Annotated in this window: 11 protein-coding genes and 1 pseudogene; all 12 read left to right on the top strand. The window is 34.0% G+C overall.

All coding sequences use genetic code 11. From position 1 onward, the window contains the following. The first annotated feature begins 10 nt into the window (after window positions 1-10). The 12 genes and pseudogenes from N4A68_13425 (at window position 11) to N4A68_13370 (ending at window position 13,527) form a co-directional block, all read left to right on the top strand. Window positions 11-1,063 (top strand): type IV pilus twitching motility protein PilT, encoded by a 1,053-nt coding sequence (locus N4A68_13425; protein MCT4565298.1) that lies wholly within the window; start codon window positions 11-13, stop codon window positions 1,061-1,063. A gap of 10 nt (window positions 1,064-1,073) precedes the next feature. Then, window positions 1,074-2,282: a type II secretion system F family protein gene (locus N4A68_13420; protein MCT4565297.1), complete on the top strand. Its 1,209-nt coding sequence runs from the start codon at window positions 1,074-1,076 to the stop codon at window positions 2,280-2,282. A 98-nt stretch (window positions 2,283-2,380) separates the two neighbouring features. Next, window positions 2,381-2,461, top strand: a pseudogene (locus N4A68_13415) (prepilin-type N-terminal cleavage/methylation domain-containing protein). 265 nt (window positions 2,462-2,726) lie between these two features. After that, a complete protein-coding gene (locus N4A68_13410; GenBank protein ID MCT4565296.1) occupies window positions 2,727-3,467 on the top strand; it encodes a prepilin peptidase in 741 nt (246 codons plus the stop codon). 90 nt (window positions 3,468-3,557) lie between these two features. Next, window positions 3,558-4,616: a type IV pilus assembly protein PilM gene (pilM, locus tag N4A68_13405; GenBank protein ID MCT4565295.1), complete on the top strand. Its 1,059-nt coding sequence runs from the start codon at window positions 3,558-3,560 to the stop codon at window positions 4,614-4,616. Between the two features lie 10 nt (window positions 4,617-4,626). Then, window positions 4,627-5,199, top strand: coding sequence for a PilN domain-containing protein (locus tag N4A68_13400; GenBank protein ID MCT4565294.1), 573 nt, complete (start codon window positions 4,627-4,629; stop codon window positions 5,197-5,199). Then, entirely contained in the window at window positions 5,186-6,427 is a 1,242-nt protein-coding gene (locus tag N4A68_13395; protein ID MCT4565293.1) for a hypothetical protein, read from the top strand. Before N4A68_13400 ends, N4A68_13395 begins: the two co-directional genes overlap by 14 nt. Before the next feature lie 15 nt (window positions 6,428-6,442). Then, window positions 6,443-7,144 (top strand): type II secretion system GspH family protein, encoded by a 702-nt coding sequence (locus tag N4A68_13390; GenBank protein ID MCT4565292.1) that lies wholly within the window; start codon window positions 6,443-6,445, stop codon window positions 7,142-7,144. Window positions 7,145-7,156: 12 nt separating this feature from the next. Further along, the gene (locus N4A68_13385; protein MCT4565291.1) at window positions 7,157-9,436 is read left to right on the top strand and encodes a hypothetical protein; all 2,280 of its coding nucleotides are present in this window, start codon (window positions 7,157-7,159) and stop codon (window positions 9,434-9,436) included. A 36-nt stretch (window positions 9,437-9,472) separates the two neighbouring features. Next, the gene (locus N4A68_13380) at window positions 9,473-9,967 is read left to right on the top strand and encodes a type II secretion system protein (GenBank protein ID MCT4565290.1); all 495 of its coding nucleotides are present in this window, start codon (window positions 9,473-9,475) and stop codon (window positions 9,965-9,967) included. Between the two features lie 33 nt (window positions 9,968-10,000). After that, entirely contained in the window at window positions 10,001-13,222 is a 3,222-nt protein-coding gene (locus tag N4A68_13375) for a VWA domain-containing protein (protein MCT4565289.1), read from the top strand. 41 nt (window positions 13,223-13,263) lie between these two features. Further along, complete coding sequence (locus N4A68_13370) at window positions 13,264-13,527, top strand: late competence development ComFB family protein (protein MCT4565288.1); 264 nt, start codon at window positions 13,264-13,266, stop codon at window positions 13,525-13,527. Window positions 13,528-13,639: the final 112 nt, after the last annotated feature.

The following is a 13,639-nucleotide window of genomic DNA, read 5'->3' as shown; positions in this document are numbered from 1 at the left end:
GTGGTGGACAATGAACCTAGAAGAACTTATGAAAACAACCAGTGAGCTTGGGGCTTCGGATATACATCTAACCGTGGGAGTACCACCGGTTATGAGAATATATGGAGAATTAAAGAAATATGGAGAAAAGCCTTTGATGCCAGAGGATACATTGGGATTAGTTAAGCAGTTAGCGAATGATACACAAATAAAGGTTTTAGAGGAACAAGGCGAAATAGATATTTCATATTCCCAGTCAAAATTAGGAAGATTTAGAGTAAATATATTTAAACAAAGGGGCAGCTATGGAATAGCTATAAGAATAGTGGCCCTAAGGATACCTTCTATGGAAGAGTTAGGATTGCCACCTATAGTGAAGGAACTGGCCATGAGAAAAAGAGGATTGGTTCTAATAACTGGCCCCACGGGAAGCGGAAAGTCAACCACTTTGGCTTCGATTATAGACTATATCAATAATGATAGAAGCTGTCATATATTAACACTGGAAGATCCTATAGAATACCTTCATAAACATAATAAGAGTATTGTAAATCAAAGGGAGATAGGTAATGACTGCAAAAACTTTGCCTATGCTTTGAGGTCAGCCCTGAGACAGGACCCAGATGTAATCCTAGTGGGAGAAATGAGGGATTTAGAAACCATATCTATTGCTATAACAGCGGCGGAAACAGGTCACTTGGTATTATCAACCCTACATACCATAGGTGCAGCAAAGACCATTGATAGGGTGATAGATGTATTTCCACCCTATCAACAGCAGCAGGTTAGAATACAGCTTGCTGCGGTTTTAGAAGGAGTTATATCACAACAGCTTTTACCTAAAAATGGGGGAGGAAGAATTGCCGCTATGGAAACGATGATAGGTACAACTGCCATCCGTAATCTCATAAGGGAAGGCAAAACCCATCAGATTCAAACTATAGTTCAGACGGGTTCAAAGTTTGGGATGAAAACCATGGACATGTCCATAAGTGAGTTGTTTAGAAGGGGAATTATTTCCAGGGAAACTGCATTATCCTATGGAGTCGATAGGAATATGATCGACAGATATTTAGGAATTTAGAGGTGAATATATGCCCGAGTACAGATATGAAGCTATAAACAAAACTGGAGAGAAAGAAAAGGGCTCCTATGAAGCAGAAAATAAGGATTATGTGCTTAATATGCTTAAGGGAAAAGAGCTTTTTCCAGTTAAAGTAGAAGAAGTAGTAAAGGCAAGGGAAATAGGAATTAAAATCTTTAATAAAGTTAAAGTAAAGGATATAGCTATATTTTGTCGTCAATTTCATGTAATGCTAAATGCAGGGGTTTCCATAATCAAATGTTTGGATATACTGAGATATCAAACTGATAACAAGAGGCTTAAGCTTGTCCTATCGGTGGTATATGAAGAGGTGCAAAAAGGACTCACCTTTTCCGAGGCATTAAAGAGTCATGGGGATGTATTTCCACCCCTATTAATCCATATGGTTGAAGCGGGAGAGGTAAGTGGTACCCTAGATATTATCATGGAGAGGATGTCAGTACACTATGAAAAGGAGAACAAGATACAAAACAAGGTGAAGGGGGCCATGATTTACCCCATAATCTTAAGTATAGTATCAATCCTTGTTGTAGTTTTTCTATTGACCTTTGTAATGCCCACATTCGTGGGGATGTTTACAGAAAGTGGAGTTCTTTTACCTATGCCTACTAGGATATTGCTAGTCCTAAGTAATGGTATAAAAAGCCATTGGTATTTTATATTACTTGTTGTAATTACGGCAATATATGGTATGAAAAAGTATATAGCTACAGATAGTGGAAGTCTAGTAATCGACCATATAAAAATGAAAGTTCCCATAGTGAAGGGCACCACACAAAAGATTATAACCTCAAGGTTTACAAGAACCATGTCGACACTATTGGTCAGTGGGATACCCCTTATACAGGCAATAGAAATCGTATCAAAGATAGTTCAAAACAGGATCGTAGAAAAGGGACTATTAGATGTAAAGGAGGATATAAGAAAGGGAATAGACTTGGCAACTCCCGTGGAAAGAATAGGTTTCTTTCCTCCTATGGTTACATCCATGATAAGGATAGGAGAGGAATCAGGTTCCTTGGATGAGATATTGGATAAGACTGCAAACTTCTATGATGAAGAAGTAGAGGTAGCACTCCATAAGATGGTCACTATGCTTGAACCCCTTATGATCGTATTTATGGCAGTGATTATTGGAGGGATTGTCATTGCAATGGTACTTCCTATGTTTGAGATGGTTAATGCCATAGATATGTGAAATAAAGAGGGTATGATAAATAAAAATAAATGTTTTAATTTAATCACTTACTTTGGGAAATAAGGGGGATGAAGATGTTTAAATTTATTAGAAAACGATTGAATAAGAAAGGATTTACCTTAGTTGAGCTTATTTTTGTAATTGCAATTTTAGGTATCTTATCAGCAATTGCAGTACCTAGAATTAGTGGATTTAGACATAAAGCAAAGGATGTAGCTAATGAAGCTACTAAAAAAACCCTAGAAAATGCTGCTAAAATGTACCTTGCGGAATATGATCCACCATCTTCAAAGATAACATGGGATGGCACTTCAACTAGCAATGGGAATGATACTTGGAAAAAATATATTGATGATTGGCCATCGGATTATACATTAGAAATCACATCGGATGGAGATATTAAATTTACTGAACAACCATAAAAAAGTCAAGGAGCGATAATATTTGATATACATAATTATAGTAATAGGATTAATTATAGGTTCCTTCCTCAACGTGGGCATCTACCGCATACCAAAGGGAAAATCAATTTCGTATCCACCTTCACATTGTCCAAAATGTGAAGAAAGACTAAGGTCTATTGATTTGATACCAGTATTTAGTTATATATTCAATAAGGGAAAATGCAGATATTGTGGGGAAAATATATCCCCCCGGTATCCCATTGTAGAACTTATGAATGGGTTTATCTATATGTTTTTATACCTGCAATTTGGGTTAACTATGTTGTTTTTCAAATATGCCATTTTATCAAGTCTACTTATAGTCATATCATTTATTGACCTTAGATATCAGCTTATACCCGATAGACTCAATGTGTCTTGTCTAGTAGTAGGTATAATATCAACCCTAGTATATGGCAATAAAACATTAATTTTAAATAATATTTTAGGACTGTTTATAGGGGGAGGCCTATTTTTAATTATAGCCGTTGTCACAAGGGGGGCTATGGGTGGTGGAGATATCAAACTTATGGGAGCCCTTGGTTTTTGTTTTGGATGGACGTACATACTTCTGATATCATTTGTATCCTTTATTATAGGGGCAATAATATCCATATTTTTATTAGCATTTAAGATAAAGGGTAGAAAGGATTACATACCCTTTGGACCATTTATATCCATATCTGCCCTATTAGCCATGCTATATGGAGAAGAACTGATACAGATTTATTTAAGGCTATAAAAAGAAGCTAGGGTGAAATCGAAATTGGGGGTTGACCCCAAAATTCCACATAAATCTTGGAATCCAGAACTCAGAAATGAGGTGAAAAACTTGTACTCAAGAAAGGTTTTATCAATAGATATAGGTACAGCCAATATAAAAATTGTGGTTGGAAAACAAATAAATAAAGCTATTTCCGTAGAAAAGAAGTATATGATTCCTACACCTCCAAATTCATATGATGATGGTCAGCTTTTAATGCCAGAAAAGCTTTATCAGGAAATACATAGGCTTTTAACATCTGAAAAGATAAGAGTAAAGAAAGCAATTTGTACAGTTGAAAGCTCTTCAATCATTACTAGAGAAATTATAATACCCTATGCGAAGGTAAAGGATCTCAAAAATCTTGTTAAGTTTGAAATACAACAGTACCTTCCTATAGTTATAGAGGAGTATTTAGTTGAGCATAAAGTTATAGAAGAAATTATAGAAGAAGATACTAAAAAATTAAAGCTTCAAGTTGCAGTTTTACCAAAAAAAATTGCTTTAGCCTACCTAAAGCTTCTTCAAAGCCTAAAGCTAAAGCCCCTTGCCCTTGATATACAAAACAATGGGATTTCAAAGCTCTTTGAGTACAGTGTAGATATAAACAATGAAAATTCCAGTTTTGAAAAGACTGTTGCAGTCATAGATATGGGACATTCTCAAATAAACCTCAGTATAATTGATAAGGGAATCCAGAGATTCAGTAGGATTATACCTGGGGGTGGGAAAAATATGGACATTAATATTGCAAACTCTTTTAACCTTTCTATTAAGGCAGCGGAGGAGAAGAAAATAGAGTATGGGAGTTTAGAAAATTTAAAGGATGAATTATCTTCCCACGACATGGTTAATGAATTGATCCATTCAACCCTTGTTGTTTGGTTAGAAGATATACAAAGGATATTTAAATATTATACCAGCAGAAACACGGGGAATAGAATAGATGAAATATATATATATGGAGGGAGTTCAAAAATCAAAGGTTTGGATCAGTTTATGAGTACATTTTTGGATATACCTACCTTTAAGATAGAAACAATGAGCAATATAAAATATGTTAAGGAACTAGATATGAAGGATTTGGAATATTACCTAAATGCCGTTGCAAGTATCATAAGAAGGTAGGTGGTCATAGATGAGAGATTACAACTTTTTTTCATCCCTTATTAAAACAAAAAAAGCCTTTACCGCCAAGTATATTTCTATTGCACTTATTACAATACTTATAATCCTTACAGTAGGAGGTTTTACCTATAGAAATCATTCTAAGGCGAAGACTTTAGAAAAAGAAATAATGGATTTAAAAGCTTATTTAGAATTAAAGGAAGTGGTTGAAAAGCTAAGTGCAGTGGAAGAAAAGGGTCAAAAAATTGACGTGATGGGAAAATACTTGGAAACATTGGAAAATATAAATGTTAGCATAGATATTTCGTCTAATATAAATAGCAGTTTGATGGAGGATATAGCGTCTACAATACCAAAGGATTTATTTATAAGAACCATGTCTTTTACACTTGAGGGAATACAAGTACAAGGTATATCTAAGGAGAGAACCCCTGTTGCTGAGTTTGAACACAATCTTAAATCAATGGATACATTTAAAGAGGTGCATGTCGGCTCTATCAATAAAGAAGCTGAAGATGGAACAAATTATATTTTTTCAATGCTATGTACATTTAGGGATGTGAATAAGAATGAAGATAACTAAGCGAGAAAAAGTCCTACTATTAGTCTTGGGGGCATTAATATTGATGGTAGCATATTATAAATTTGCTTTGACACCACAATTGAACAAGATCAAGGAATTGAATTTAGAGGCTGAGGAATATAAGGACAGGGTTCAAAAAACAAAAATTGCAATATCTCCAGACAATAAACTACATAAAGATTTTAAGATTATGAACTCTAAAATAATGTATGGATGTCAGAAATTATTTCCAATGATTATTCAAGAGAAATATATAGTCACAATAGATAATATGGCGAAGGATGCAGAAATAAAGATATCCAGCATGGGGTTTACTGAAAAAAAAGTTGGGCAGATAGAGATCGTAAATCCACAAGGGGATAATAATGATTATCTACTTAAGGAGTTAGTACAACAATATAATAATGAATCGGGTAAAATTAATGGCAATAGAAAGAATACCGAGGATAAAACCAATGATAATGAGGATTCTTCTAAGGAAAGTAGAGAAACTGAACTTGAAAAGATGATAACCACCATAAATTTTGAGGGAAGCTATGAAAATATTATTGATTTCATAGAAAACATAGAGGACTTTGATAAGAAGATAGTCATTAAGAATTTAAGTTTATCGAATCCAGATAGTGGGCCAATGGTGGGGAATATTGTTTTAGATTTTTATGCTGTACCAAGGCTTAAAAATTATGATTATGATATCAATTATTTAAATTGGAATATTAGCAATGAATATGGTAGAGAAAATCCCTTTGAGGCATTTAGTGGATATGTCGGTGTGAATAGTGGTGATTCTAAAAATGCTTCTAGAAAAAACTATGATTTTATTATGACTGTAAAGCCAATTACATCTGATTTGCCAACCATTATTATTGGGAAAACAAAGGATACCGCTATGAAGACCTATGTTTATGCAGATAATGGGAATTTTGAAAATGTTGAATTTGAAATACTTGAGGAAGATAATAAATACTTTTATAGGTACAAAACTCAATCAGACAGCTGGCCAAAGGAATACAAGAACAATAAGATTGAATTTAAACCCAATGGCAAATATGTAAAGCTTAATATTATATCCCACAAAAGGAATGGGGAGAAAGATACCAGTGGAATGAATTTGTCTTTAATTAACAAGTCCAATTTACAATTAAGTATTAAGATTGATTACGATGATAGGAAAAAATCCAGGGTAAATATTATAAAAAAAATAGGTAATATAAACCTTACGAGATAATTTGGGGGCATTATAGTGATAAAGTTAGGGGATAAAAGGGGCGTAACCTTAGTAGAGATTATAGTGAGTATAGCTATATTGGGCATCATCATAACACCCTTAGCCACATTGTTTGTATCCAGCGTTAGAAACAATGGGAATGCAAGGAATAGAATGATAGCCAATCAAGTAGCTCAAAGATATATGGAAAAGGCTATGTCAAATCCTATTGTATTTAAAAACTCTATCACTAAGAATCCGTTTAATGATAGTGAGAGTGGTATGAAAGTAAGGGTAGATATTAGTGAAAATTATGATTTTCAACTTGATGCTGGTGGAAATATTAGTTATCATTTTAGCTTTGAAGCCTCTTCTAAGGATTTTAATAATAATAAATTAATTATAGAGAACAATACCATCAAATTAGGTTCAAGTACCTATCCCGTCACCTTTGACTCAGTGCTAAATATAGAAATAAAGTGTAATGCAAACATGAATAAAATTTTAAAGGTAATAAATAAATCCGGCGAAAGAGTCAATATATACAAAGTTCATTCAGCATCAGAGGGAAGTGATGTTAAGATAGTGACAGAATATGGAGAGGTATATGTATATAGGAATATCTATGATAGGACTGTAGTAAATGCAGACAAAAATAGAGTATATAAAATTAAAATAACAGTCAAAAAAGGAACTGAGACCTTAACGGAGTTAGCAAGTTTTAAAACCATTGATTAAGGAGTGCCTTGAATGCTTAGAAGAATTTTAAGATCAAAAAAAGGATCGACTCTTGTTCTAGTGTTGGTAACCCTAACTATATTGAGTATATTGGGAACCGCCATCATATCCCTAAGCGTAATAAATTTTAGGATGAAGATAGCCGATAAAAATGCAAAGACGTCATTTTACTTGGCAGAAGCGGGGCTAGCGGAAGCCCATGCATTTATTGGCAAGGAAGTAGAGGGAGCCATTAAAGCGGGAAATGAGAAAGTTAAAGATAATCTAGATAAGTTTATTGAAAAAGAGAGAAAAAAGGAAAGATTTAATCCTAAGTCCGATGATAGTGTATTTATTAAAGAATCCAATGGCTATGGAGAAGTAGTTGAGGAAAAGATGATACCGGTTATTGAGGAGTGGTTTAAGCTAGGCTTTGCAACCTATATAAATGATAATCTAGAAGATGATCTAGGGATACATGGGTATGGAATAGTAGATGAAGCTATTGTTAATGGAGATGATAAAAAAAAGGCAAGTGTTACAGTGGAAGGCGAACCCAAATTATATCAAATTCATGTTCCGATTAGAATTGCTTCTAATGGTAAGCCATCTAATGCAGTGGATATGAAGAAGGGTGGGCCAGTTCCCTACGGGATTACATTACTATCTAGCTTTGAACATAATAGTATCAAAAAGCAGGTAAGGGGACGATTCACCATAAAAATACCACCCTATAGGGCTCCATACTATGTAAAAAATATAAAGGCAGAGATAGACGAAAACATTCTATGGAAAAAGGCCATTACTACCCAAAATAATCTATATGTAACGGGGAAGGATGTGACTATTAACGGAGATGTATATGCCTATGGGACAAAGCCATCTAACCTAAAGGAGTGCAGAAAATTCGGGGGCATAGTAGTGGGATCGGGAAAAGCAGGAAGTGTCATTATCAATGGTAATGCCGTAGCCAATAGCTATATCCATACAAATTATGACAATTCCAGCATAATCATAAAAGGAAATGCCTATTGTAATAGCTTGGTTGTTCAAGAAGGCACTAGTGGGAGTTCCATTGTAGTACAAAATTCAGCCTACACAGAGGATGACATAGAATTGAATGGCAACAAAGCCAAGATAGATATCCATGGCGATTATTATGGATTTTCCGATGGTTCGAATAAAAAGGAAAAAGCCACCCATGATGAAAGTAGTAGTATTGTAATTAATAGCCAGGATATAGGACAAAGTAATGGTTCTTCCTTGAAAATTAAGGGAGATACTTATATAGGGGGAACGGTATATATTGATTTAGCCGATAAGAATTATCAAACCGGTGAAAGTGTATCTATAAAGGGAAATTATAGAGCTTATACAGAGAGTTTAAGGGGTATAGCCGATAATCCAGATACCATAGAAGAGGATGAGAGTAGATACAATAATGTACAGCTAGGAACCTATTCCCCCCTTGTGTTAGCAGATGAATTTGGGGATGACAAAGAAATGACTGCTATTAATAAAAGTAAATATTTTTCTTATTCTAGTAATGCTAAACCTGAAAATTTGAACCTAGGGACTAGTTCAAGTATTGATATCAATAATATTAAATTTTCTACAGGTGCCTATATAAGTAAAGGTAAAGTATCTCCCAGTGTCATCAGTAATATTGGTGAAATGTTACATATACTCAAGGAAAAGCATGAAGAGTACAATAAACATGTGAACAATATGTCCGATGAAAGGGAATCCGACAGCCATAAAAGGATATATATTCATGATAAGGTCAAAAATCGGGGGAGGTTCTCCTTTGCCAAAGACATCGATTATGTTGAGGATATAAAAATAGATGTAGGTGGAAGGGAAAAGATTATTAAAAAAGTGGTTCATGTTAACAAAGGTAGTAAAGACCTATATATTATTGGGAAAAATGGTTCCCAGAGTGGAATGAAATCCAATGATAAAGCTATCAACGCATTTGGGGCAGAGGGCATAGATGGTGTAGTCATAACAGAGGGAAATGTTTATTTAAGAGGACGGTTGAACTATAGAGGAACAATTGCCGCCAAAGGAAATATTTATATAGAAGATGACGAACCTAAGGTGATAACAAATGATTTAAATTATATTCGCAATATAACATATAAGGATAAAATAGAAGAAGATAAAGATAAAAAACTTGGTTTATGGGATCAATTTGTTAACAATGGAGGGACGGTTACTTTCCTATATCAATCACAAGCAGGGGCAGATGATGTTGGGTCATATCTTAAATATGAGGATATAGTAGATATTTTATGGGAAAGGGTTAAATAATCCCTAGCCCATAATAGTTAAGGGGTGGGGGTTGAGATGAAGCTTATTAAACATAAAAAAGGCTTTACTATGGTTGAGCTGGTCATTGTCATTGCTATCATGGGTATAGTTTTCATAGCTATTTCCTCCTTTTTATTAACTAATATCAAAACCTTTCATAGGGCAGAGGACCAAATCGATGCACAGTCCAGCGCTCAGATAGCCATGAATGTAATAGTAGACGGTATTATGGAGGCACAGCAGATAGTAGATCCCATAAGTACCTATGATCATGATACCGTAAGGGAAATTAAATTTAGAATCCATGGAAATAGGACGATCCAATTTGACTATGACAATAGCAAAAATACATTAACCAAGATTGAGAAGAATGGAGCAAGCACTACCAGATCAGAATATGCAGAGAACATTGAGAATTTTAATGTTACTAAAATCGGTAGCAATGGAGTTAAGATCACTATAACAACTGAATTAAACGATTCCGAAATAACCTTAACTAATGAGGTTTACTTTAGGAATGCTTCAAATTAAATTTTATAGGATAAATGAAAGGGGGGAATTTTTATGATGGGAAGGAAAATTTTTTTGAAAATGGGTTGTATTGTTTTAATATTTTTTATGGTTTTAGGTAGTTTGACATCTACAAATAGTTATGCTGTAAGGATAAATGAAAACGTTGAAGCACCCATAGAACTTAGTAAGGAAATTGGGAAAAATCAATTTTTAATGAATGAGGAATTTACAATAACCTATAGGCTTAAACCGAAACCCATACCAGTAGATAGTATCATACCCCATACATATGCGAAGGATAAAGAAATTGTATTGGTAATGGATACATCGGGAAGTATGGATTGGAATCTTAATGGAGAAAACACAATTAATACTGCAAAGAAAAGAATTACCATATCAAAGGAGGCTGCAAAGCTTTTTATTGATAGGTTTAAGGATATAAACAATGTAAAAATTGGCTTGGTTGATTATGATAGAAAAGGGATAATCAAAACAGTTAATAACAGGGAATTAGTAGATAAAGAAAAGTTCGGCGACTTAAAAAAGATAATTAACGATGAGTTATACGCTGAGGGCTCAACAAACATAGGCGATGGGCTTAGAAGAGCTTATTGGATTTTGCAAAGATCAACGAATACTAACTCAAAGAAATATATTGTCTTGATGACCGATGGACAGCCCACTGCATTAAGCTATGTTTCTACTTTTTGGAGTTGGAAATATAAGCTAGGTGATGGAATGGTGGAAAACAATAGGATCTTAAATTATGGTGACAAAGATCCCCGTGGCTATGCATTAGAATATGCCAAAACCATAGCATCGAAAAGGATATCATCGGGGAATCCAGCTATTGACACATTTATCATAGGCTTTAGCAATGACGCAAACAAGGACAAACTTCAGCAAATAGCCCATAGCTGCGATGGATTTTATAAGGAAGCAAAAACCGCCGATGATATAAATGAAGTATATGAAAAGCTAGCAGATCAAATACAAAGTGACTTGCCTATACATAGTATAAACTTCCAAGAGACTTTTCCCCATGGTCTAGATATAGTTGAGGTTTCCAAGGGACTTGAAATAGATGGACAGACGGTTACCGGTGACATAGGTAGTATTACATATATATTGAACAAGGATAGAAAGCAATTTGAAGCTAAGCCCCTTGAATTTTTTATTAAGTTAAAGGGTTCCCATATAGGAGATTATACTTTAAGTGTTGATGACGAAAATAACAGCTTATCTAGTATAAGCTATGGCGACATCAATGGGGATAGTAAAGATAGATTGTTTCCCACAATAGATATATCCATTTATAAAGATATAATTGCTCCAGAGGTCAATATAAGGGTTGCAGATGCTAATGGTATGAAAGATACTTATGGGGTGGATTCTGAAAATGAAGATATAAGAGTAGATAAGCTTTTAAATCCAAGTATTATACTTAGGGGAGATTCCTTTGCTCAAATAGGTGTTAAGGCTAAGGATGTTAATTTTTTTGAATATCAATTTATCAAAACCACTGAGACACCCCAAAATATGCCTAATGATAATTGGAAAAGCATTAATTTAAATGAAGAGACTATAAATGATGATGTAATTTTAGATAAAAAGGGATATTTAAATAAAAGAGCCTATGATGTAAATCATATGCCTACTTTAAATGATAAGGAAAAGTGGGAAAATCCAAGGGAGGTGTTTAAAACCCCTTTTGATGCCACAAAGCATATGTCTGGGGCATATTCAACTACTCCCAAACAATACGGTAGTTGGGAAAACTATCTTAAAACCCATGGCAGTATGGGCAAAAGATGGTCAACTAAATCTATATTTATGAAAAATATGAATATAACATGGCATAATGGCAATGAAAATAACAATTATAAGGAAGCATCTAAGTTTTGGGGATATATAAAGGTCCCTAAGGATGGCAACTATAGGTTTGGAGCGTATTCAGATGATGGATGTAGGGGATATATAACAGTAGATGGAGAAACTAATGTATTTGTAAATATGTTTAAGATTCAAGGATCAACATTCGGCACAAAAAATAAAGTATTCAATATGAAGGCGGACAAATATTATCCAATATATTTAGAATATTTTAACTGGGGTGGATGGGCACATTATGAACTCACATATAGTGATGATGAATCTCGCCCTCAAAATAGAATCCCTGCTGATTGGTTATATCCATCGAAAAATATTACCCCCGGAGAATATGCCACAACCATATTCACAGGTAGTCAAGGCGTTAAGTTCCCACGGGAATCGGGGGATTATTATATAGCCTTTAGAACTGGCAAGGATAATGATATCGCAAGGGAAGGACTTTACGGTCCATTTACCATTGATGGAAATACTCCATTAAATCTTTCTAAGGGTGTGGAGAGTCATGGTGATAGGGTACAAATAAATGAGGTGTTTATGCTAAGGTATGGAATAGAACTACAGGATATAGTACCTAGAGGTAGCTTTAGGGATGTAAATGGAAGTTATAAGAAAAAAGTATATTTAAGAAATGTAAAAATACAGGATGAATATCCTCAAAATATCAAAATAGATAAAGATTTAAATGATGATGGTTTGGTTATAAATGGGCAAAAAATTAGAGCTAATATACCAGATATAGAATACAGACTAATAGATAAGGATGGAAGTAAAGTATACTCAGCACAGACCATAACCCTAGAGGTTCCATTGATAGCAAATGCATCGGGAAATTATACTTTAAGTGGAAAGGGTAAATCCGTAATTAGTTTTGATGATTTTAATGAATCAAAGCCACAGCTTGAATTTGATCCAATTACCATTAACGTAGAAGAAGGGATGCCCGTAAAGGATGCTACAATAACTGATGTAAATGATAAACAAAGAGCTGATATAATTAAAGGTGGAAAACTTATTATAAAAGTAGGATTCCAATTAGAAAGAGAAGTAGAGGGATTAGAAATACAATTAATGGGTATAGATATAAGTAAATTTGACTTTAAAGAAATAAAGCTAGTGAACTCAACAGAAGGTCAAATACATTCCCATTGGTATATAGACAATGAGAATAACGTTATTAATATTAAGTCTGGCCCCAAAGCGGGAAGATATGAATGCTTATTTGAACTAGATGCCAATAATCCGGACAATCCCGTTGATGAACAAGATATATATCATATCTTTATAAATAACATAATAGTTAAAAATTATCATGATTCATATTCTCCAGTTCCAAATCCTGATTTAGAAATAAAAGTGGTTCCTGAGCCTAAGATATTGTAGGGGATTATGTATTAGGAAAACCATGAAAGGATGTGTGAAATATGAAGATTAGAAACTATATGGAGTTAGCAGTAGATCATGTATTACCAAATTTGATTAAAGGCTTTGATAATATATGTACCTGTGAAAAATGTATATTAGATATTAAAGCCATAGCACTAAACAAACTAAAGCCCCATTATGTTGTCACAAGAAAAGGGGAGCTTTATTCTAAGGTGGAGGAAATGGATGGACAATTTGAAGCAGATGTGATGAAGGCATTAATTGATGCAATACAAATAGTATCCCAAAATCCAAGGCATTAAATTATATTCAAAAATAAACTAGTCATTCTATTCGTCCTTTTAATTCCCTTCATAATATAGATATTCCAGTTAAACAGTTAATTTATACACATCAAAAATCCCTAGAAACATC

Origin of the sequence: Maledivibacter sp. (assembly GCA_025210375.1) — a bacterium.
Classification (GTDB): domain Bacteria; phylum Bacillota; class Clostridia; order Peptostreptococcales; family Caminicellaceae; genus JAOASB01.
This window is presented reverse-complemented; position numbering and strand designations above follow the sequence as displayed.

What these genes read in the sequence shown, in the direction of transcription:
- N4A68_13425 (MCT4565298.1), top strand. Translation starts at nt 11, where the DNA reads ATGAACCTAGAAGAACTTATGAAAACAACCAGTGAGCTTGGGGCTTCG.
- N4A68_13420 (MCT4565297.1), top strand. Translation starts at nt 1,074, where the DNA reads ATGCCCGAGTACAGATATGAAGCTATAAACAAAACTGGAGAGAAAGAA.
- N4A68_13400 (MCT4565294.1), top strand. Translation starts at nt 4,627, where the DNA reads ATGAGAGATTACAACTTTTTTTCATCCCTTATTAAAACAAAAAAAGCC.
- N4A68_13395 (MCT4565293.1), top strand. Translation starts at nt 5,186, where the DNA reads ATGAAGATAACTAAGCGAGAAAAAGTCCTACTATTAGTCTTGGGGGCA.
- N4A68_13385 (MCT4565291.1), top strand. Translation starts at nt 7,157, where the DNA reads ATGCTTAGAAGAATTTTAAGATCAAAAAAAGGATCGACTCTTGTTCTA.
- N4A68_13380 (MCT4565290.1), top strand. Translation starts at nt 9,473, where the DNA reads ATGAAGCTTATTAAACATAAAAAAGGCTTTACTATGGTTGAGCTGGTC.
- N4A68_13375 (MCT4565289.1), top strand. Translation starts at nt 10,001, where the DNA reads ATGATGGGAAGGAAAATTTTTTTGAAAATGGGTTGTATTGTTTTAATA.
- N4A68_13370 (MCT4565288.1), top strand. Translation starts at nt 13,264, where the DNA reads ATGAAGATTAGAAACTATATGGAGTTAGCAGTAGATCATGTATTACCA.